General features: G+C 66.7%; 23 protein-coding genes. 6 read left to right on the forward strand and 17 right to left on the reverse strand.

Annotated elements, in window-relative coordinates:
• Nucleotides 1-142 precede the first annotated feature (142 nt).
• Nucleotides 143-763 (forward strand): hypothetical protein, encoded by a 621-nt coding sequence (locus tag J6500_RS16615; RefSeq protein WP_225713772.1) that lies wholly within the window; start codon nucleotides 143-145, stop codon nucleotides 761-763.
• 60 nt (nucleotides 764-823) lie between these two features.
• Here the strand turns inward: J6500_RS16615 and J6500_RS16620 are convergent, their stop codons facing one another.
• The 8 genes from J6500_RS16620 to ffh form a co-directional block, all read right to left on the reverse strand.
• Nucleotides 824-1,033: a hypothetical protein gene (locus J6500_RS16620; RefSeq protein WP_225713773.1), complete on the reverse strand. Its 210-nt coding sequence runs from the start codon at nucleotides 1,031-1,033 to the stop codon at nucleotides 824-826.
• Between the two features lie 127 nt (nucleotides 1,034-1,160).
• Nucleotides 1,161-2,567: a 3-isopropylmalate dehydratase large subunit gene (gene leuC, locus J6500_RS16625; RefSeq protein WP_225713774.1), complete on the reverse strand. Its 1,407-nt coding sequence runs from the start codon at nucleotides 2,565-2,567 to the stop codon at nucleotides 1,161-1,163.
• A gap of 344 nt (nucleotides 2,568-2,911) precedes the next feature.
• Complete coding sequence (gene rplS / locus J6500_RS16630) at nucleotides 2,912-3,292, reverse strand: 50S ribosomal protein L19 (RefSeq protein ID WP_225713775.1); 381 nt, start codon at nucleotides 3,290-3,292, stop codon at nucleotides 2,912-2,914.
• 110 nt (nucleotides 3,293-3,402) lie between these two features.
• Nucleotides 3,403-4,149, reverse strand: a complete 747-nt coding sequence (gene trmD / locus J6500_RS16635) for a tRNA (guanosine(37)-N1)-methyltransferase TrmD (protein WP_225713776.1) — start codon at nucleotides 4,147-4,149, stop codon at nucleotides 3,403-3,405.
• Between the two features lie 9 nt (nucleotides 4,150-4,158).
• The gene (locus tag J6500_RS16640) at nucleotides 4,159-5,241 is read right to left on the reverse strand and encodes a quinone oxidoreductase family protein (protein WP_225713777.1); all 1,083 of its coding nucleotides are present in this window, start codon (nucleotides 5,239-5,241) and stop codon (nucleotides 4,159-4,161) included.
• A 163-nt stretch (nucleotides 5,242-5,404) separates the two neighbouring features.
• A complete protein-coding gene (rimM, locus tag J6500_RS16645; protein ID WP_225713778.1) occupies nucleotides 5,405-5,926 on the reverse strand; it encodes a ribosome maturation factor RimM in 522 nt (173 codons plus the stop codon).
• 17 nt (nucleotides 5,927-5,943) lie between these two features.
• Nucleotides 5,944-6,276 carry a 30S ribosomal protein S16 gene (gene rpsP / locus J6500_RS16650; protein ID WP_225713779.1) on the reverse strand — a complete coding sequence of 111 codons (333 nt, stop codon included), beginning with the start codon at nucleotides 6,274-6,276 and terminating at the stop codon, nucleotides 5,944-5,946.
• Nucleotides 6,277-6,451: 175 nt separating this feature from the next.
• Nucleotides 6,452-7,999 carry a signal recognition particle protein gene (gene ffh / locus J6500_RS16655; protein WP_225713780.1) on the reverse strand — a complete coding sequence of 516 codons (1,548 nt, stop codon included), beginning with the start codon at nucleotides 7,997-7,999 and terminating at the stop codon, nucleotides 6,452-6,454.
• Between the two features lie 452 nt (nucleotides 8,000-8,451).
• On the opposite strand from ffh, the gene J6500_RS16660 reads away from it, so the two are divergent.
• Nucleotides 8,452-9,516 (forward strand): MBL fold metallo-hydrolase, encoded by a 1,065-nt coding sequence (locus tag J6500_RS16660; RefSeq protein WP_225713781.1) that lies wholly within the window; start codon nucleotides 8,452-8,454, stop codon nucleotides 9,514-9,516.
• Between the two features lie 55 nt (nucleotides 9,517-9,571).
• On the opposite strand, the gene J6500_RS16665 is transcribed toward J6500_RS16660, so the two are convergent.
• Nucleotides 9,572-10,285: an SIMPL domain-containing protein gene (locus J6500_RS16665; protein WP_376707817.1), complete on the reverse strand. Its 714-nt coding sequence runs from the start codon at nucleotides 10,283-10,285 to the stop codon at nucleotides 9,572-9,574.
• Nucleotides 10,282-10,989 carry a GyrI-like domain-containing protein gene (locus J6500_RS16670; protein ID WP_225713783.1) on the reverse strand — a complete coding sequence of 236 codons (708 nt, stop codon included), beginning with the start codon at nucleotides 10,987-10,989 and terminating at the stop codon, nucleotides 10,282-10,284. The genes J6500_RS16665 and J6500_RS16670 overlap by 4 nt, the downstream gene beginning before the upstream one ends.
• A gap of 184 nt (nucleotides 10,990-11,173) precedes the next feature.
• Between J6500_RS16670 and dapF the strand changes: the two genes are divergently transcribed.
• Together dapF and mtaB are read left to right on the forward strand one after the other, a co-directional pair.
• Nucleotides 11,174-12,046, forward strand: a complete 873-nt coding sequence (dapF, locus tag J6500_RS16675; protein WP_225713784.1) for a diaminopimelate epimerase — start codon at nucleotides 11,174-11,176, stop codon at nucleotides 12,044-12,046.
• 18 nt (nucleotides 12,047-12,064) lie between these two features.
• Nucleotides 12,065-13,318 carry a tRNA (N(6)-L-threonylcarbamoyladenosine(37)-C(2))-methylthiotransferase MtaB gene (gene mtaB / locus J6500_RS16680; protein WP_225713785.1) on the forward strand — a complete coding sequence of 418 codons (1,254 nt, stop codon included), beginning with the start codon at nucleotides 12,065-12,067 and terminating at the stop codon, nucleotides 13,316-13,318.
• Between the two features lie 14 nt (nucleotides 13,319-13,332).
• On the opposite strand, the gene J6500_RS16685 is transcribed toward mtaB, so the two are convergent.
• Together J6500_RS16685 and J6500_RS16690 are read right to left on the reverse strand one after the other, a co-directional pair.
• Nucleotides 13,333-14,463: a DUF2336 domain-containing protein gene (locus J6500_RS16685; RefSeq protein WP_225713786.1), complete on the reverse strand. Its 1,131-nt coding sequence runs from the start codon at nucleotides 14,461-14,463 to the stop codon at nucleotides 13,333-13,335.
• Nucleotides 14,464-14,566: 103 nt separating this feature from the next.
• Entirely contained in the window at nucleotides 14,567-15,268 is a 702-nt protein-coding gene (locus tag J6500_RS16690) for an RluA family pseudouridine synthase (RefSeq protein WP_225713787.1), read from the reverse strand.
• A gap of 49 nt (nucleotides 15,269-15,317) precedes the next feature.
• Here J6500_RS16690 and ftsY point away from each other — a divergent pair, with 49 nt between their 5' ends.
• Together ftsY and J6500_RS16700 are read left to right on the forward strand one after the other, a co-directional pair.
• Nucleotides 15,318-16,265, forward strand: a complete 948-nt coding sequence (gene ftsY, locus J6500_RS16695; RefSeq protein ID WP_225713788.1) for a signal recognition particle-docking protein FtsY — start codon at nucleotides 15,318-15,320, stop codon at nucleotides 16,263-16,265.
• A gap of 82 nt (nucleotides 16,266-16,347) precedes the next feature.
• Entirely contained in the window at nucleotides 16,348-16,950 is a 603-nt protein-coding gene (locus J6500_RS16700; protein WP_225713789.1) for a septation protein A, read from the forward strand.
• 193 nt (nucleotides 16,951-17,143) lie between these two features.
• Here the strand turns inward: J6500_RS16700 and J6500_RS16705 are convergent, their stop codons facing one another.
• The 5 genes from J6500_RS16705 to ccmA form a co-directional block, all read right to left on the reverse strand.
• A complete protein-coding gene (locus J6500_RS16705; RefSeq protein WP_225713790.1) occupies nucleotides 17,144-17,737 on the reverse strand; it encodes a DsbE family thiol:disulfide interchange protein in 594 nt (197 codons plus the stop codon).
• On the reverse strand, nucleotides 17,734-17,913 hold the full coding sequence (gene ccmD / locus J6500_RS16710) for a heme exporter protein CcmD (protein ID WP_225713791.1): 180 nt from the start codon (nucleotides 17,911-17,913) through the stop codon (nucleotides 17,734-17,736). The genes J6500_RS16705 and ccmD overlap by 4 nt, the downstream gene beginning before the upstream one ends.
• A 4-nt stretch (nucleotides 17,914-17,917) precedes the next feature.
• Nucleotides 17,918-18,700: a heme ABC transporter permease gene (locus J6500_RS16715; RefSeq protein WP_225713814.1), complete on the reverse strand. Its 783-nt coding sequence runs from the start codon at nucleotides 18,698-18,700 to the stop codon at nucleotides 17,918-17,920.
• A gap of 76 nt (nucleotides 18,701-18,776) precedes the next feature.
• Nucleotides 18,777-19,445: a heme exporter protein CcmB gene (gene ccmB, locus J6500_RS16720; RefSeq protein ID WP_225713792.1), complete on the reverse strand. Its 669-nt coding sequence runs from the start codon at nucleotides 19,443-19,445 to the stop codon at nucleotides 18,777-18,779.
• A 283-nt stretch (nucleotides 19,446-19,728) separates the two neighbouring features.
• Nucleotides 19,729-20,331, reverse strand: coding sequence for a heme ABC exporter ATP-binding protein CcmA (gene ccmA, locus J6500_RS16725; RefSeq protein ID WP_225713793.1), 603 nt, complete (start codon nucleotides 20,329-20,331; stop codon nucleotides 19,729-19,731).
• Between the last annotated feature and the right edge of the window lie 90 nt (nucleotides 20,332-20,421).

The following is a 20,421-nucleotide window of genomic DNA, read 5'->3' on the forward strand; positions in this document are numbered from 1 at the left end:
GACGTTTCGTCGCACCTCTTGCGTGTTCATGGCGCATTCACTTCGGCCTTTCTAGCGTCATGCCGGGAGCGACTGCAATGAACGCGTGAAGCCAGCTGCTGTGCAGCGCGGTTCTCATTGTCGTTGTCAGGGAGGTTGAGAAATGAACGAGAGCTATCTGGGACGCGGGCTGCGCCGCGTCGGCGTCGCGGCGGCCGCGATCGTCGCGCTGTCGATCGCCTCGCAGCAGCGCGCCGAAGCATTGTCGCCCATGACCCCGGGCGCGGTGCCTGCGGCGAAGCACGCAAGCGACGCGATCACGACGCAGGCCCGCCATGGTCCCGGCGGCGGAGGCGGCTTCCATGGTGGTGGAGGTTTCCGCGGCGGCGGTGGTTTTCACGGCGGTGGTTTCCGCGGCGGCGGATTCCACGGCGGCGGGATGCACGGTGGAGGCTTCCGAGGTTTCCACGGTGGAGGCTTCCGCGGCTTCCATGGCGGCGGCGTCCGCATCGCGCCCGCCTTCCACGGCGGCTTTCGCCATGGCGGGTTCCATCGCCATTACGGTGGCTACCACCGCTTCTATGGCGGCGGCTATCGCTACGCCTACCGGCCGCATTTCCGCCGGCACTACCATCACCGGCGCTTCTTCTACACGCCGTCCTATTACTACCCGGCCTACTATCACCATCGCCGCTGCCGGGTGATCTGGACCTATTACGGGCCGCGCCGAATCTGCCGGCCGTGGTACCGCCATCACTACTACCGGCCCTACGGCTATTGGTAAGGGCGGAAATGACAGCGGGCGCCAAACGGCGCCCGTTTGTTCGGTCCATGCCGTGCAGGCCTAATCCCGGTCGGTGAGCTTCCAGGGCTTGACCTTCCACGGCGTCAGGTTTTCCAGCCGCCACTGTGTCCAGCGCTCCGGCGGCCAGTGGCTGAGGCGCGAGGTCTCCTTCACGACCGGCAGCGGATCGACGATGCGCGGCGCCGCGCGGCGGCGCTTCTGCCGCGTCGCCTCGCTGATCATATCGACGAAATCGGACTTGTCCGCCACGGCCGGCTCCTCGCGAGACTTGAATTCGCAAGGGCCAGTGTGCGTGCCGGCCGTTAACGACCCGTTTCCGCAACGGCTCGAGCTTGAGACAAGAGCCGCAGCGTTTTCGAGCGAACTGCTCCGACAACTACCGCCAGTCGCGCACGTCGACGAAGTGGCCGGCGATCGCGGCGGCGGCGGCCATCGCGGGCGACACCAGATGGGTGCGGCCCTTGAAGCCCTGGCGGCCCTCGAAGTTGCGGTTCGAGGTCGAGGCGCAGCGCTCTTCCGGCTTCAGCTTGTCCGGGTTCATCGCAAGGCACATCGAGCAGCCCGGCTCGCGCCAGTCGAAGCCGGCCGCAATGAAGATCTTGTCGAGGCCTTCGGCTTCCGCCTGCTCCTTCACGATGCCCGAGCCCGGCACGATCATCGCGTTGACATTGGCGTTGACGGTCTTGCCCTCGGCGATCTTCGCCGCGGCGCGCAGGTCCTCGATGCGGCCGTTGGTGCAGGAGCCGATGAAGACGCGGTCGAGCTTGATGTCGGTGATCTTCGTCCCCGCGGTCAGGCCCATGTATTTCAGCGCGCGGTGCTTGGAGAGGCGCTTGGCCTCGTCCTCGATCTTGTCGGGGTCGGGCACGTAGCCAGTCACCGAGATGACGTCCTCGGGGCTGGTGCCCCAGGTGACGATCGGCGGCAGCTTGGCCGCGTCGAGCCGGATCTCGTGATCGAAATGCGCGCCCTCGTCGGAGCGCAGCGTCTCCCAGTAGCGCATCGCGGCGTCCCAGGCGGCGCCCTTCGGTGCCTTCGGCCGGCCGCGCAGGAAGTCGAACGCCTTCTGGTCGGGCGCGACCAGACCGGCGCGCGCGCCGCCTTCGATCGACATGTTGCAGACCGTCATGCGGCCTTCCATCGAGAGCGCACGGATCGCCTCGCCGGCATATTCCAGCACGTAGCCGGTGCCGCCGGCGGTGCCGATCTCGCCGATGATCGCCAGGATGATGTCCTTGCCGGTGACGCCGTCCGGCAGCTTGCCGTCGACCACCGCGCGCATGTTCTTGGCCTTCTTCTGGATCAGCGTCTGCGTCGCCAGCACGTGCTCGACCTCCGAGGTGCCGATGCCGTGAGCGAGCGCGCCGAACGCGCCGTGCGTCGAAGTGTGGCTGTCACCGCAGACGATGGTGGTGCCGGGCAGCGTGAAACCCTGCTCGGGGCCGATGACGTGGACGATGCCCTGGCGCTTGTCGAACTCGTTGTAATACTCGATGCCGAATTCCTTGGCGTTCTCTGCCATCACCCGCATCTGCTCGATGCTTTCAGGATCGGGATTCGGCTTCGAACGGTCGGTGGTCGGGATGTTGTGGTCGACGACGGCGAGCGTCTTCTCCGGTGCGTGCACCTTGCGGCCGGCGGCGCGCAGGCCTTCGAACGCCTGCGGCGAGGTCACCTCGTGCACCAGATGGCGATCGATGTAGAGCAGGCAGGTGCCGTCCTCGGCTTCGTGCACCAGATGGTCGTTCCAGATCTTGTCGTACAGCGTGGTCGGTTTGGACATGAGCTTGAGCTCCAGAAGAAATTCGGTGGTGAATGGCGTTGAGCGCGGTCGGCGCGCGGGCAGGCGAAGGCGTCCGGGCAGCGTTACGCTGCGTGCGTAAGCTCTGACGTCGCCGACGTCGCAAAGCGTCCGAAGAACCGGCCGGGCAGCCGCGAGCGATCGTCGATCACGACGCGCTGGCAGGGCTGGCTGACTTGATCCGGAACCATTCTAAATTTCTAACACAGGGCTCGCGCCCGCGACAATCGATCGATGTGCGGGCCTCTACGTGAGATAGGTATGCCGCAACAAAAAAGCGCGGGGCAGGTCCCCGCGCTTTCGGTCGCATTCCGCTTCGGAATGGATTACTCGCCGACGGCGGCCTGACGGTCCTGCTTCTCGACGATGCGGGCCGACTTGCCGCGCAGGCTGCGCAGGTAATAGAGCTTGGCGCGACGGACCTTGCCGCGGCGGACCACCTTGATCGAGTCGATCATCGGCGACATCACCGGGAACACGCGCTCGACGCCTTCGCCGTAGGAGATCTTGCGGACGGTGAAGCTCTCGTTGAGGCCGTGGCCGGAGCGGCCGATGCAGACGCCTTCATAGGCCTGCACGCGGGTGCGTTCGCCTTCGACCACCTTGACGTTGACGATCACGGTGTCGCCGGGGCCGAATTCCGGAATGGTCTTGGTGGCGGCGAGCTTGTCGAACTGCTCTTTTTCGAGCTGCTGAATCAGGTTCATCTGAAATTCTCCATCGGCGGCGCGCCCAGCCTGCGCGGGCTGCGCAAACGTCCTTCTATCCTGCGCGTGTGCGGATTTGGGCGCTGCTATACGGCAAAGCCGCGGGTTTGTCACCCGTCTGTCGTGTTTTTTGTACCGCCCCGCGGCGCTTTTTGGCCGGATTTTCGGGCCCACAGGTCGGGGCGCCGGGCCGCCGTCAGCGCCTCGGACTGCGCCAGCCGCCAGGCCGCAACCTTGGCGTGGTCACCCGATATCAGGATTTCCGGGATCTGCCTGCCCTCGAAGTCCTGCGGACGGGTATATTGCGGGTATTCCAGTAGTCCTTCGGAGAAGCTTTCCTCGGTTCCGGAGGCCTGTTTGCCCATCACCCCCGGCAGCAGCCGGACGCAGGCGTCGATCAGCGCCATCGCGGCGATTTCGCCGCCGGACAGCACATAATCGCCGATCGAGACCTCCTCCAGCGAGCGGGCCTCGATCACCCGCTGGTCGATGCCCTCGAAGCGGCCGCAGACGATCAGCGGGCCGGGCCCGGCCGCGAGTTCGATGACCTGCGCCTGGGTCAATGGCCGTCCGCGCGGGCTCATCAGGAGGCGGGGGCGCCCGGGGGCAATGCCGGCGGCGTCGATCGCGGCGGCCAGCACGTCGGCGCGCAGCACCATGCCCGGGCCGCCGCCGGCCGGCGTGTCGTCGACGCTGCGGTGCTTGTCGGTCGCCGACGCCCGGATGTCGCGCGCCTCCAGTGACCAGAGGCCGCCGGCCAGCGCCTTGCCGGCCAGACTCACGCCGAGCGGCCCCGGAAACATGTCCGGAAACAGCGTCAGCACGGTCGCCCGCCAGGATGTCGGCTCGGATGTCATGGCCTCTGGTTACGGCACCACGGCCGTGAGGTCGAGGCTTTGCATCATGGCGGCGGCATCCACGGCGCGGCGGAAGTCGCCGAGCTTGAACGCCGCGACGTTGATCTTGGAGAGGTCGAGCAGGCCCTCGGCCGCCAGCGTCGCGAGCTGGCCCGGCGCCGTGCGATCGTACATGAACTGCCCGACCACCTCCCAGTCGTTGGCCAGCATCTCGCGGAACGACAGTTCGAGCGGCACCTCGGCGCTGCCCATCAGCACCATCCGCCCGCCACGCCGCAGCGCGCGCAGACAGGACAGCGTGGTCGAGGTGCTCTTGGCGGCGCCGAGCAGGTCGAGCGCGACGTCGGCGCTGCCGCCGGCGGCGCGGCGGATGATCGGCTGGTCGCTCGCCGGATCGCCGGTGACGACGGCCGGAACCACGCGCGGGCCGAACGCATCGCGCAATTGCTCGAGCGCGGCCTGCTTGCGGCCGGCGGCGACGACGCGGCCGGCGCCCATCGCGACCGCGAGCATCACGCCGCCGGAGCCAAAATAGCCGGTGGCGCCGTTGATGATGATGGTCTGCCCGCCGCGCAGGCCAGAGCGCTGCAGCCCGCCGAACGGCACGATCAGCTTGGCCAGTCCGATCAGCTCGCTCGCCGGCCTGTCATCGAGATTGGCCAATGGTGTGACGCAGGCCGCCGGCCAGTGCGCGATCTCGGCGAAGACGCCGTCGCGCCAGCGCGCCTGCAACGCCAGCGCCTCCGGCGTCGTCACAGTGGCGGTCAGGCCGATCAGGATCTGCGGCGGATCGCGATCCGGCACGTCGCCGCGCAGATGCGGGCTCAGGAAGACGCGGTCGCCGCTCCTGACATGAGTGACGTTCTCTCCGGCGGCGACGACACGCGCGATCGCGTTGGTGCCGGGCACGAACGGCATCGGCGGCAGGCTGTAGGGCAGCGCGCCCGACAGCAGTCTGTCGGTGTAGGACAGCACCATGCCGGCTTCGATCCGGACGATGACGCCATCGGGTGCCGGTTTAGGCGTTGCGACATCTTCGAAACGAAGATCATTGTGGGCGTGCAGCCGCCAGGCCTTGTGCGTGCTTGTCATTGGGATGCTCCGTCACCGTCACCGCTTACGTAGCCCGGATGGAGCGAAGCGCAATCCGGGGCCGCTGTAACCGCGGATAGATAGTCCGGATTTCGCGGAGACTGTTATCGGGCGCGCGTTAGCGCGACCCGTTGGCTTTATCAGCGCTACGAGTTTCGGTCGATTACGCCGCCGACGGATCGTCGCCCTCGATCTCCTGCGGCAGCTCGATCACGACGCGGCCGGCGGCGAGATCGACTGATGGCACCACGGCGTTGGTGAAGGGCAGCAGCATCGTCGCGCCCTGCGGCGGGGCGATCTCGATGATGTCGCCGGCGCCGAAATTATGGATCGCGATCACCTTGCCGAGCGGCTGCTCGGCCGTCGTCACCGCGGCGAGCCCGATCAGGTCGGTGTGGTAGTATTCGCCGTCGTCGGTGTCCGGCAGCCGGTCGCGCGGCACGTAAAGCTCGAGGCCGTTGAGGCGCTCGGCATCATCGCGCGTGGCGACGCCTTTCAGCGTCACCACCAGGTGATCCTTGGCTTCGCGGACATGCGTGACCTCGAACTGGCGCTTGCCGTCCCTGGTTATCAGCGGGCCGTAATCCTTCACGGCCAGCGGGTCTTCGGTGAAGGTCCACAGCCTGACGGCGCCGCGCACGCCATGCGCAGCGCCGATACGGGCGACACAGACCGGCGCAGCCACCGCAGCAGCCGCTCAGCTTACGCCTTGGCGGCGGCTTCGGCCTGCGCCTTGCGTTCCTTGCGCGGCACGGCCTTCTCGGGGTTGTTGCGCGGGGTGCGCTTCTTGACGCCGGCGGCATCGAGGAAGCGGGTCACGCGGTCCGACGGCTGCGCGCCCTTGGCGAGCCAGGCCTTCACCTTGTCCATGTCGAGCTTGAGGCGGGCCTCGCTGTCCTTCGGCAGCAGCGGGTTGAAGTGGCCGAGACGCTCGATGAAGCGGCCATCGCGCGGGAAGCGCGAGTCGGCGACGACGACGTGATAGACCGGACGCTTCTTGGTGCCTGCGCGAGCAAGGCGGATCACAACGGACATTCAGTTCTCCTAAGTAAGTTGTTTGATCGGTAGAGGTTCAGTTAGCTCGTCATTCCGGGGCGCGAGCGCAGCGAGCGAGCCCGGAATCCATAACCACGACCGGGAGTATGGATTCCGGGCCCGCGCCAAGAGGCGAGTCCCGGAATGACGAGAGGGAGACAGCGAGCAAGCTTCCTCATTTCTTCTTGCCCGGGAAGCCGCCGAGGCCCGGCAGCATCGGCTTCCCGGAAAGACCGGTGAGCCCCGGCACGTTCGGCAGGCCGCCGCGCAAGCCGGGCGGAAGATCCTTCGGCAGATTGGGCAGGCCGGCGCCGGCGCCGCCCTGCATCTTCTCGGCCAGCGCCTTCATCTCTTCCGCCGACGGCGGCTTCATGCCGCCGCCAAAGCCCATCGCCTGCGCAATGCCGGCCAGCGGGCCGCGCTTGCCGCTTCCCATGGCCTTCATCATGTCGGCCATGTTCCGGTGCATCTTCAAGAGCTTGTTGACCTGTTCGACGTTCTGGCCGGAGCCCGCGGCGATGCGCTTCTTGCGGCTCGCTTTCAGAATGTCCGGGTTCTTGCGCTCCTGCCGCGTCATCGAATCGATGATCGCGACCTGGCGCTTCAGGATTTTGTCGTCGATGCCGGCGGCGGCGATCTGGTTCTTCATCTTGGCGATGCCGGGCATCATGCCCATCAGGCCGCCGATGCCGCCCATGTTCGCCATCTGCTGCAACTGCTCGCGCATGTCGTTGAGGTCGAACTGGCCCTTGCGCATGCGCTCGGCGGTGCGCGCGGCCTTCTCGGCATCGATATTCGCCGCGGCCTTCTCGACCAGCGAGACCACGTCGCCCATGCCGAGGATGCGGCCGGCGATCCGGCTCGGATGGAAGTCTTCCAGCGCATCGGTCTTTTCGCCGGTGCCGATCAGCTTGATCGGCTTGCCGGTGACCGCGCGCATGGATAGCGCCGCGCCGCCGCGGCCATCGCCGTCGACGCGCGTGAGCACGATGCCGGTGAGGCCGACGCGCTGGTCGAACGAGCGCGCGAGGTTGACCGCGTCCTGGCCGGTGAGGCTGTCCGCGACCAGCAGCACTTCGTGCGGGTTGGCGGCGGCTTTGATGTCGGCCGCCTCCTTCATCATGTCTTCGTCGAGCGTGGTGCGGCCGGCGGTGTCGAGCAGCACGACGTCGTAGCCGCCGAGCTTACCGGCCTCCAGCGCGCGCCTTGCGATCTGCGGCGGCATCTGGCCGGCGACGATCGGCAAGGTCGGAATGTCGAGGTCGCGGCCGAGCACCGCGAGCTGCTCCATCGCCGCCGGGCGATAGACGTCGAGCGAGGCCATCAGCACCTTGCGCTTGTCGCGCTGGACCATACGCCGCGCGAGCTTTGCGGTGGTAGTGGTTTTGCCGGAGCCCTGCAGGCCGACCATCATGATCGGCACCGGCGGCACGGAATTGATGTCGATGGTCTGGCCATCGGAGCCGAGCGTCGTGACGAGCTCGTCATGGACGATCTTGACCACCATCTGGCCCGGCGTCACCGACTTGACGACGGTGGCGCCGATCGCCTGCTCGCGGACCCGTTCGGTGAAGCTGCGGACCACTTCGAGCGCGACGTCGGCCTCGAGCAGCGCGCGACGCACCTCGCGCATCGCGGCATCGACGTCCTTCTCGGTCAGCGCGCCGCGCCCCGTCAGACGATCGAGAATGCCACCAAGCCGTTCCGACAGATTGTCGAACAATGCCGTTGTCCTTCGTTGCGCCCGCAGGCACTCGCCTCGTTCACTTGCCGTCATACCCAGCGAAAGCGGGGTATCCAGTACGCCGCGGCTCATCGGTTCAAGCCAGCTGCCTCTGGAATACTGGATCACCCGCTTTCGCGGGTGATGACCAGATAGTTTGCCTTGGTAACGAGCCAAGACGATGGTCCAAACACTTTCGCGCCCGAGGGCGCATCGCGCTGTCGGGCGTTGGCCTCCGGCCTCCAGGACCGGTCGGCGGGTCGAAAAGACGGATCTTTCCGAGAAAGTGGCCGCCTTAAACGCTGCGGGGGCCGGAAAGTCAAGGCAAGTTTGGCGGCAGTCTTTCCGGCTCGACCCCTAAGACACTGAATTTGCGAGGTTTTGCTGTAGAAGTTCCGAATCCGGCAGGGCCACCCATATAACCGGAGCCTGCCTCCTGTTCTGGAACCCGCTTGCCCGTCACCCGCCGCCGTATCCTCGCAACCCTGGCCGGAGCCGCCGCAGCGATCGGCGTGCCCTCGATCTGGATGTCATCCATGAAAACCTATGACGGTCCCGTCTCCGATCATTTTGACGGCCGGCACTTCTTCGATCCGGACGGATCGCCGCCGAAATCGCTCGGCGAGGTGCTGCGCTGGCAGTTCGGCGGCGGCCGCAAGCGGTCGGCCTGGCCGGACTGGGTTCCGAGTCCCTACGCCGATACGCCGCCGCCGCGGGTCGACGGCAGCGGGGTGCGGCTGTCGTTCGTCGGCCATGCGAGCTGGCTGATCCAGACCGCGGGCCTCAACATCCTCGTCGATCCGGTCTGGTCGATGCGCGTCTCGCCGTTCAGCTTCGCCGGACCGATGCGGCACAACGATCCCGGCATCGCGTTCGAGAAGCTGCCGATGATCGATGTCGTGCTGGTCTCGCACGGTCACTACGACCACCTCGACGTCGCGACGCTGTCGAAGCTCGCTGCGACGTCAGCGCCGCGCGTGGTCACGCCGCTCGGCAATGATGTGACGATGCGCGCGGCGGACGACGCGATCAAGGCCGAGGCATTCGACTGGCATCAGCGCGTCGAGCTCGGAGGTGGTCTTGCCGTGACGCTGGTGCCGACGCGGCACTGGTCCGCGCGCGGGTTGTTCGACCGCAACAAGGCGCTGTGGGCGAGCTTCGTGCTGGAGACGCCGGCCGGCAAGCTCTACATCGTCTGCGATTCCGGCTACGGCAACGGCGTGCATTTCCGCCGCGTCGCCGAGGCGCACGGCCCGCTGCGCCTCGCGATCCTGCCGATCGGCGCCTACGAGCCGCGTTGGTTCATGCGCGATCAGCACATGAATCCGGAAGACGCGGTGAAGGCGCTGGCCGATTGCGGCGCCGCGCAAGCGCTGGCGCATCACCACGGCACGTTCCAACTGACCGATGAGGCGATCGACGCGCCGGTGATCGCGCTCGGCGAGGCGCTGGATGCCGCCAAGGTGCCGCGCGAAAGATTCTTGACGTTGAAGCCCGGCCAGGTGTTCGAGATTTAGAATGCTGTCGTCCCTGTGGTTATGGTCCCTACTTTCGCAGGGACGACGCCGTGATTTATTGCTTGGGCCTGATCGCCCAGGACACGCTCACCGTCACCGACAGCGTTTCCTCGCCCTGTGCGACCGGCGCGCCGCTCGCCGCCATCGGCGCGGCCATCTTGCTGCGATACATCGGCACCGGCGCGCTGCCTTCCTCGGAAACGCTGAGGGGATCGCCGAGCGTGACGCCGGCGGCCTTGGCGTAGATCTCCGCCTTGCGGCGGGCGTCGGCCACCGCCTTTTCGCGCGCCTCGTCGAGCACCTTGGAAGCCTGCGACACCACGAAGTTGATGCCGCCGATCTCGTTGGCGCCGGCGCCGACCAGCGTGTCGATCACGCCGGCGACCTTGGCGACGTCGCGCACCTTGATGGTGACGCGGTTGCTGGCGCGGTAGCCGTTGATCGCGGCCGGGCCGCCGCCCGCGCGATCGGGCGCATATTTCGGCTGCAGCGACAGCCGCGAGGTCTGGATGTCCTTGTCGTCGAGGCCGGCGCCCTTCAGCGCGGCCAGCACTTTCGCCATCGCCGCGTTGTTGGCTTCGGCCGCCTCGCGCGCGGTCTTCGCATCCGATGTCACGCCGCCGTCGATCACGGCCTGGTCAGGCGCCACCGAGACGGTGGCTTCGCCGGTGACGGAAATCGCCGGCGGCGGCACCTGCGCGAGCGCCGGTGCGGCGAGCAAACAGAGGGCGAGGGAGGCGAGCGGCAGGGTCAGTTTCATGGCTCTCATTTCAGTGGCACGTAAACGTTGATCACCAGCTTGTCTTCCGCGGTCTTCAGCGGGTCGGTGATGTATTCCTCGATGAAGGTGTCCTTAGCCTCGAGTTTCTTGTCGTCGAGGTGATTGGTGATCGCCTCATAGGTGTTGTCCATGTTGTCGTAGGAGCCGCGATGGACGAATTTCAGCGCCTTGCCGTCCGGCGAAGTGCCTATGCTCATGCTCTTGCCGAGGTTCTTGACGTCCTGATCGACCGGGAATTCGGCGATGAAGGTGAAGCCGGTATCGTCGGTCGAGGTGTACACGATCATCGGATTGCCTGAGGGCTTGACGTTCTCCTTGGCGAGCTGCGCGGTGAGCTGCTTGAACGCCTCGATCAGGGCATCGAACGCCGAATCCCAATTGGCGTTGCCCTTCAGCATCACGACCTTCTTCGGCTCTAGCGTGAATGGCTCGCCAAAGGGGTCGGCGGCCTGCACCGGCGCGGCCGGCGGCGGGGTCGGGGTCTGGGATGCGGCCGGGCTGTCCGCCGGCGATTTGGTTTCGGCCGGCGGCGGCACCGGGGTCGGCGTTGCTGCGGGCGCGGGCGTCGGGCTTGCCGCGGGTGCAGGCGAGGGCGTCGCCGTCGGCGATTGGGCGGATGCCGGGCCTGCCAGTGCCATTGCGGCCATAGACATAGCGACCAGGGCCGCGCGGAACGTGCTGATGCGGTTCATTCGGTATTCTCCATCCCCAACCTCAAAACGGCCGCTTGAGCTGTCCCGGCGCACGGTCCGCGAGGCGCGATAGTCCTAACACGCAAGTTCTGCTTTCGTCCCATGACAGATGCGTCATGCGGCCATTGAGACTGGCCAATGCGCTACCACTCGCCATATAACCGGGCAGAAATTGGGAAAATCGATGAGCGCGCTCGCCAATCACGCATTCGCCAAGATGAACGGCATCGGCAACGAGATCGTCGTCATCGACCTGCGCGATTCCAGGGCGTCTGTGACGCCGGAGGAGGCGCGCGCGATGGCCTCGCCCGCCGGCGTGCCCTACGACCAGCTGATGGTACTCCAGCCGCCGCGGCTCGACGGCACCGAGGCGTTCATCAAGATCTACAACAACGACGGTTCGGAAGCCGGTGCCTGCGGCAACGGCATGCGCTGCGTGGTGCGGCGGATCTTCGAGAAGACCGGTCAGACCACGGCGACCTTCGAGACCCGTGCCGGCCTGCTCAATTGCTGGCAGGGACCGGCGCCCGATCTCTACACCGTCGACATGGGCGCGCCGAAGTTCGGCTGGAAGGATATTCCGCTGGCCGAGGAATTCCGCGACACCCGCTACATCGAGCTGCAGGTCGGGCCGATCGACAATCCGGTGCTGCATTCGCCGTCGGTGGTTTCGATGGGCAATCCGCACGCGATCTTCTGGGTCGATGACGTCGCGGTCTACGATCTCGAACGCTTCGGGCCGCTGCTGGAAAATCATCCGATCTTCCCGGAGCGCGCCAACATCACGCTGGCCCATATCGTCGATCGCGACCACATCACGATGCGGACCTGGGAGCGTGGCGCCGGGCTGACCAGGGCCTGCGGCTCGGCGGCCTGTGCGACGGCGGTCGCTGCGGCGCGACTGAAGCGCGCCAACCGCATCGTCGAGATGACGCTGCCCGGCGGCAAGCTTGGCATCGAGTGGCGCGAGCGCGACGATCACGTGCTGATGACCGGCACCGCCGACTTCGAATATGAGGGACGTTTCGATCCGGCGCTGTTCGCCAGCGTCGCCTGACCGGGCTCGGGATTGCTCATGGGCGTCGATGTCGTCACCTTTGGCTGCCGCCTCAACACGTTCGAATCCGAAGTGATCCGGCGCGAGGCCGAGCAGGCTGGCCTCGCCGACACCATCGTCATCAACAGTTGCGCCGTCACCAATGAGGCGGTGGCACAGGCCCGGCAGTCGATCCGCAAGCTGAAGCGCGAGCGCCCTGCCGCGCGTATCGTCGTCACCGGCTGCGCCGCACAGACGCAAGCCGAAATGTTTGCGGAGATGGCCGAGGTCGACCGCGTCGTCGGCAACGACGAGAAGATGCGCGGCGAGGCCTGGCGGGCGACGCGCACGGCGTTCGACATCGGTGCCAGCGAGAAGGTCGCCGTCGCCGACATCATGGCGGTGACCGAGATGGCGCCGCATCTCGTCGACGGCTTCGAGCGCGGCCTGCCGCGGGTGTTCGTCCAGGTGCAGAACGGCTGCGACCATCGCTGCACCTTCTGCATCATTCCTTACGGCCGCGGCAATTCGCGCTCGGTGCCGATGGGTGCGGTGGTCGATCAGGTCCGCACGCTGGTCGAGCGCGGCCATGCCGAGATCGTGCTGACCGGCGTCGATCTCACCAGCTACGGCGCCGATCTGCCTGGCACACCGAAGCTCGGCCAGTTGACCCAGCAGATCCTGCGCCATGTGCCCGAATTGAAGCGGCTGCGCATCTCATCGATCGATTCGATCGAGGCGGACCGCGACCTGCTCGATGTCATCGCCGACGACGCGCGGCTGATGCCGCATCTGCATCTGTCGTTGCAGTCCGGCGACGACATGATCCTGAAGCGGATGAAGCGCCGGCACTCGCGGCAGGACGCGATCGAGTTCTGTGCGCAGGTGCGCCGGCTGCGGCCGGACATCGCGCTCGGCGCCGACATCATCGCGGGCTTTCCGACCGAGACCGAGGAGATGTTCGCGCGCTCGCTCGATCTGGTCGAGGCGTGCGATCTAACCTTCCTGCATGTGTTTCCCTACTCGAAGCGCCCTGGAACGCCGGCCGCGCGGATGCCGCAGGTTGCAGGCGGCGCGATCAGAGAGCGCGCCAAACGTCTGCGAGCGGCGGGTGAAGCGGCGCTGCGGCGGCGGCTCGCAGCGGAAGTGGGTGCGACACGCGACGTGCTGATCGAGAGCGACAGGCAGGGCCGCACAGAGCATTTCCTGCCGGTGGTGATCAGCGACGATACGCCCGGCATGGTGCGGCGGCGCGTCGTCGCCGGCCATGATGGCGAGCGTCTCACCGTCTGAATTGGTAGCGAACCCTAGCGCTTGCTGGGCGGCGGCGATTGCGTTGCGCGGACTTGCCAGAAGCGTAACAGGCGGTCGGCGTTGTCGCGCGTCAATCTCGCATACTGGCTCTTGGCGTTGGCCAGCTCGGTCGGTCCCATGGTGCCGGTGGAATAGCGGCATTCCATGATCGCCGCGGTGGTCTCCCAGCTCAGCCCGGCGAAGCGGCAGGGCACCAGCAGGCCTTCGCTGCGCAGGCTTTGCATCAAAGGTCGGATTACCTCGATGCTCGATTGCGCGAGATAGGCCAGAGCAACCACCGTCTCCTCGTATTTGCGCTGCCTGGCGAAGGTGAGCAGGGCGGCCTCAAGCTCGCCGCGCTCCCTGAGCTTCGCGACGTACCGCTTCGCCGCCGTGAAGTCGCGGACCCGCGACATGTCGCGCTCGACGCCGGCCGCGACCGCGGCAATCGCATGGCGGATTTCCTCGAACAGATGCGGCGGCGCGCGTTCCAGCAGCCGGCTGCGAACCTCTTCGGTCGCATCATGCAGCAGTTGCAGGCGGAGCTCCGACGGCAGGTCGGCGCGGATGCCGGTCTCGACGGCAAGGTCCGGATCGTGTTCCGCCTGGGCGAGGATGACGACGAAGCCGCTCGCCGACACTTTGGCGCCGGGATTGCCGACCACCCGCCGGCTCACGCGGGTGAAACGGCGCGCCAGCAGCGCGTCGGTGACGGCCTCCTTCAGCCACCAGCGGCCGGCAATGGCGAGCAGATGCTGCTCGCTCTTGGTCCGCGCGATCCCGACCAGATCCTCCTCGCTCAGCCGCGAGGATTCCTGCAGCATCGGCCGCGCGATCCGGATCTCGTCATTGCTGGCAAGGCGGCGAACCAGCGCGGGCGGCGCCTGCGCCACCGGCGCCAGTTGCTCGCTGATCTCCGCAAGCGCCATCCGGGCGCTGAGATCGGCGAGCGCGCGCAGCTCGATGGTCTTGACCAGCCGCTCGAGCACATTGTCGAACAGCTCGATCTGCTCGGCGTTGAAGCTGCCGGCGGAGGTGAGGAACAGATTGGTGACGCGCTTGGCCGTCGCCATGCACTTTTCGGGCGAACCAGCGCGGATCGCTGCTTCGACCTCGTCGACAATGGCTTGTCCGGCATTCTGCATTGCTCGTCCTGAGCCCGTCGCGGCGCTTTTCTAAAGCCGGTTTGCAGGACTACAGGACGGGGCTGAACGTTCGGTAAAGGATAACGGTCCGTAAAAGTGCGGTTTACTCGCCGTTCCAGCCGCAGGCCGTGAGCCGCTCCCGCATATGTTCCGGCGCCGGTGCGACAACTTGCACCGGGTCCTTATGCCGCGAGATCGGGATGCCGATTTCGCGCGAATGCAGATGCAGGATCGGCTCGCCGAAACGCGGGCCGTTGCCATAGATGTTGTCGCCGACGATCGGCCAGCCGGACGCGGCCGAATGCACCCGCAGTTGGTGCGTGCGGCCGGTGACCGGCTCCATCGCGAGCCACGCGAGGCCATTGCCGCGCCCCAGCACCTTCCAGTTGGTAACCGCCTTCTGCCCGTCCGGATCGGGCTTCTGCCACCAGCCGCGTTCGGCATTGAGCCGGCCGAGCGGCATGTCAATCATGCCTTCGTCCTCGGCGGGGCCGCCTTCGACCACGGTCCAGTAGGTCTTGGAAATCTTGCCGTGCTTGAACAGCAGCCCGAGCGAGGCGGTCGCCTTGCGGTGGCGTCCCAGGACGAGGCAGCCGGACGTGTCCTTGTCCAGCCGATGCGCCAGCACCGGCGGCCGCGGCAGGCCGAACCGCAGCGCGTCGAACGATGCCTCGAGATTGGGCCCGCCCTTGGGGCCGCGATGCACCGGCAGCCCGGCCGGCTTGTCGATCACCAGCATCAGCCCGTCGCGGTGGAGCACCCGCGCCTGGATTTGTTCTGGGGTCAATGAGGGAACATCGATCAATTCGTCGAGACTTTCGTTTGTGGGGCGAAACGGCTAACACACCCCCACCATGAACGATACCACTGCGGAACCTCCCAAGAAGAGCTGGTGGCAGCGGCTGACCAGCGGCCTGAAGCGCACCTCGGGTGCGATCGGGACCGCCGTCGCCGATCTCGTCATCAAGCGCAAGCTCGACCGCGCCATGCTCGATGACATCGAGGATGTGCTGCTGCGCGCCGATCTCGGCACCGAGGTTGCGGTGCGGATCGCCGATGCCGTCGGCAAGGGCCGTTACGACAAGGCGATCTCCGAGGACGAGGTCAAGTCGGTGGTCGCGACCGAGGTCGAGAAGGTGCTGGCACCAGTGGCGAAGCCGCTGGCAATCGATGCGTCGAAGCGTCCGTTCGTCATCCTGGTCGTCGGCGTCAACGGCTCCGGCAAGACCACGACGATCGGCAAGCTCGCTGCGAAATTCGCCGCCGAGGGCCGCACGGTGATGCTCGCCGCCGGCGACACGTTCCGTGCCGCCGCGATCGAGCAGCTCAAGGTCTGGGGCGAGCGCACCAAATCGCCGGTCATCGCCGGAGCCCAGGGCTCGGATTCGGCAAGCCTCGCCTTCAGCGCGCTGACGGCAGCGAAGGAACAGCAGCGCGACGTGCTCTTGATCGACACCGCCGGCCGGTTGCAGAACAAGGCCGAGCTGATGAACGAGCTCGAGAAGGTGGTGCGCGTCATCAAGAAGGTCGACACCTCGGCGCCGCATGCGGTGCTGCTCGTGCTCGACGCCACGGTGGGACAAAATGCGCTGTCGCAGGTCGAGGCGTTTCATCGTACGGCAGGCGTCACCGGCCTCGTGATGACCAAGCTCGACGGCACCGCGCGCGGCGGCATCCTGGTCGCGCTGTCCGAGAAGCACAAGCTGCCGGTGCACTTCATCGGCGTCGGCGAAGGCGTCGAGGATCTCGCGCCGTTCACCGCGAAGGATTTTGCCAAGGCGATTGCCGGGATCGAGGCATGACCCCGACCCGAAGGGCCGCGTCAGCGCAAAGTGGCGTCCGGTTTTCGGATCAGGTCATGCCTCAAGCCAAGATAGAGAATTGATGGACAAGACCCAGCCGCATCCGCTGTTCAAGCTCGCCACCGAACTCGGGCCGTTGCTCGTGTTCTTTGTCGTGAATGCAAAATATCATCTGTTCGCGGCGACCGGCGCCTTCATGGTGGCAATCGTCGCGGCGATGATCGCGTCCTATGTGGTGACGAGGCACGTGCCGATCATGGCGCTGGTGACCGGCGTGATCGTGCTGGTGTTCGGCACCCTGACGCTGGTGCTGCACGACGAGACCTTCATCAAGGTCAAGCCGACCATCATCTACGGCCTGTTCGCCGCCGTGCTCGGCGGCGGGCTGCTGTTCGGCCGCTCCTTCATCGCCATCATGTTCGACCAGGTGTTCAACCTGACGCCACAGGGCTGGCGCATCCTGACGCTGCGCTGGGCGCTGTTCTTCGCCGGCATGGCGGTTCTCAACGAGATCGTCTGGCGCACGCAGTCGACCGATTTCTGGGTGAATTTCAAGGTGTTCGGCGTGACGCCGATCACCATGATCTTCGCCATCGCCCAGATGCCGCTGACCAAGCGCTATCACCTCGAGCCGGCCTCGCTGGAGGCCAGCGAGGCGGATGCGGGTGATGTGCGGAAGGGATGAGCCCCGCTCTCTTGTCCGCCGAAGCCCGCCTTCGGGCGAAGGCGGATGCGGGGAGAGGGTTGGGGTGAGGGGCTCGCGCCACGAGCGAAGTCGCAGTTGGGTGAGTAGCTCGCACGGCCCTCACCCGAAAATTGCGCTTCGCGCGAATTTCGACCTCTCCCGTAAAGGACGGGGAGAGGGTGAGCGGCATGGCTTATGTCCCCGCAGCCAGCGCCTTCTCGATCTCGGCCTTCAGCACGGTGTTGACATTGTCCGGCGTTACCGGGCCGACCAGCTTGTAGACGATCTTGCCCTCGCGCCCGACCACGAAGGTCTCGGGCACGCCATAGACGCCCCATTCGATCGAGGCGCGGCCGTTGCCGTCGACGCCGACGATGCCGAACGGATTGCCGTAGCGGCCGAGGAAGCGGCGGGCATTCTCGGGCGAGTCCTTGTAGTTGATGCCGATGATCTGGAAGCGCTTGTCCTTGGCGAGCTCGGTCAGCAGCGGCGCTTCGTCATGGCAGGGCACGCACCACGATGCCCAGACGTTGACGACCGAGACCTTGCCCTTGAACGCTGCGGGATCGAGGCCGGGCACCGGCGCGCCGTCCTTCGCGAGGCCGTCGAGCGCGGGCAGGGCGGTCTGCGGCGCCGGCCGGCCGATCAGCGCCGAGGGGATTTTCGAGGGATCGCCGCCATAGAGCCGCAGCAGGAACAGCCCGGCGAGGGCGAGGAAGATCACCAGCGGCAGCACCACCAGCAGGCGGCGGGCTTGCGGCGGGCTGTTGGTCACCTGCTCGCTCATCGAATATCCGCCGCGCTGCGGCCGGAGCGGCGCGTCACGCCGCTGGCCTCGATCTCTTTCAGCCGGGCCTGCTGGTGGCGATAGTCGGCGATGATCCAGATGATCAGCAGCAGCACCACCGCCGTCACCAGCGCGTAGGACGTCACGATGAAGGACGCGTAAGGGCCGAGCGACATCGCGTTACGCCGCTCCGATTTCTTTTGATGCGGTGACGTCACGCAAGCCGGTGCGTGCTTCGCTCGTGCGGCTGGCCTGCATCATCTGCAGGCTGCGCACGCGGCGGCGCAGGATCTCGTTGCGCATCGCCGCCAGATGCAAGGTGATGAACAGCAGCGAAAACGCGATCGCCATCACCAGCAGCGGCCACAGGAACGCCTTGTCGAGCGTCGATCCGCCGGCGCGAAACACCGAGGCCGGCTGATGCAGCGTGTTCCACCAGTCGACCGAGAACTTGATGATCGGGATGTTGATGGCGCCGACCAGCGTCAGCACCGCGGCGGCCCGCGCGGCGCGCGAGGGATCCTCGACCGCGCGCCACAGCGCCATCAGGCCGAGATACATCAGGAACAGGATCAGCACCGAGGTCAGCCGCGCATCCCATTCCCAATAGGTGCCCCACATCGGCCGGCCCCACAGCGAGCCGGTGACCAGCGCAAGGAAGGTGAAGGCGGCGCCGATCGGAGCGGCGGCTTTCGCGGCGACGTCGGCGAGCGGATGCCGCCACACCAGCGTGCCGAGCGCGGCGACGCTCATCACGCCCCAGACGAACATCGACAGCCACGCATTCGGCACGTGGATGAACATGATCTTGACCGTGGCGCCCTGCTGGTAGTCATCCGGCGCCATCGCCGACTGGTAGAGGCCGATCGCCAGCAGGATCGCGGTCGCACCCGCCAGCCACGGCAGGATCCGCGTGGTCAGCGCCAGGAATCGGGTCGGGTTGGCGAGGTCGGTCAGCGTCATGGCACCCGTGATAGTCGTCTGATGTGTCGCGGGCAATCGGCCAATCTCCACTCGTCGAGAATTGATCTGCAACTTTTCAGTCCAGCCCGTGCCGCAGGCTGGCGGCGGCGGCAAACGGCCCGATCACCAGGCTGACGAGCGACAGCGCGCACAGGATCGAGAACGGTGTTCCAAACGATACGGGTCCCGATATGGCCGCCTGCGAGGCCGCAACGCCGAAGATCAGCACAGGGATCGACAGCGGTAGCACCAGCACCGCGAGCAATAGGCCGCCGCGATGCAACGTCACCGCCAGCGCCGCGCCGATCATGCCGGTGAAGGTCAGCGCCGGTGTTCCCGCCAGTAGCGTCAGCGCCACGGCAAGGGTCGCGGTGCCATCGAGATTGAGCAAGAGGCCGAGCGCCGGGGTTGCAACGATCAGCGGCAGGCCGGCGGCGAGCCAATGCGCCAGCGCCTTGGCGGCGCAGGCCAGTTCCAGCGGCGTCCGGCTCATCACGATGAGGTCGAGCGAGCCGTCCTCGTGATCGGCGGTGAACAGGCGATCGAGCGTCAGCAGGCTCGCCAGTAGCGCACCGAGCCAGAGGATCGCCGGGCCGAGCCGCGACAGCAGCGCCAGGTCAGGGCCGACCGCGAACGGCATCAGCACGGTGACCGTGAGAAAGAACAGCACTCCGATCAGCGCTCCGCCGCCGACACGCAGCGCGATGCGGATGTCGCGGCGGATCAATGCCCCGAGCGCAGTCATGCGAAGCGCTCGCTGTGCTGGAGGGAGCCAATATGTGGCTGCGAACCTGCTGCGCTCCCTCCCCCCTTGCGGGGCAGGGCGGGGGAAAGGGGTGGCTCCGGACGAGATGAATCAGGAGAGCGTTGCTCCGCCAATCCCGGGCGCTGATCGACGGACACATCGAGAGGGCACGTCGTGTGGCACCCCTCGCCCTGACCTCGAGAGCGAGCTTCGCTCGCCTCGGACCCCGCAAGGGGGGAGGGGACGGTGAGACTTGCGCATGACGGCAAGAAGGGGAGCGCGGTCATGCCGCGCCTCCCATCCGCAATTCGCGCGCATCGAGCCCGAGCGGTAGATGGGTCGCCGCAATCACGATGCCGCCGCCGGCGAGATGCTCTCGCATCAATCCGACGAACAGCGCTTGGCCGGCCGCATCGAGCGCCGATGTCGGCTCGTCCAGCAGCCAGACCGGCCGCCGCACCGAGAGCAGGCGCGCGATCGAGAGGCGGCGGCGCTGGCCGGCGGAGAGATAGGCGGCCGGCAGATGCGTGGCGTGGTCGAGCGCCACGGCCGCCAGGCATCCGGCCGTGTCCTTCGGCTCGCCGCCGAGGAATTCGTGCCAGAACGACAGATTCTCCAGCACGGAAAGTGCCGGCTTCAGCGCGTCGCGATGGCCGAGATAATGGGCCTGTTCGGGCAGGCTCAGCTCGGCATCGCCGCCGTCGAGCGCAACCAGTCCCTCGGCCGGCACCAGCAGCCCGGCGATCACCCGCAAGAGCGAGGTCTTGCCCGCGCCGTTGGGGCCGGTGATGGCGAGCGCCTCGCCCGAGACGGCCGCAAAATCCAGCCCGGAAAACACCTCGCGCCCGCCGCGCACGCATTTCAGATTTTGCCCCGAGAGCCGCATGCTTCTCCTTGTCACAGCCCTCTGAAATGTTTCGCTACCGCGTGAGAATTTTTGGGTCGCGCAACGCTGGCGCACGCTCGTCGGTGTGGC

The sequence above is a fragment of the Bradyrhizobium semiaridum genome (assembly GCF_020329505.1).
Classification (GTDB): domain Bacteria; phylum Pseudomonadota; class Alphaproteobacteria; order Rhizobiales; family Xanthobacteraceae; genus Bradyrhizobium; species Bradyrhizobium semiaridum.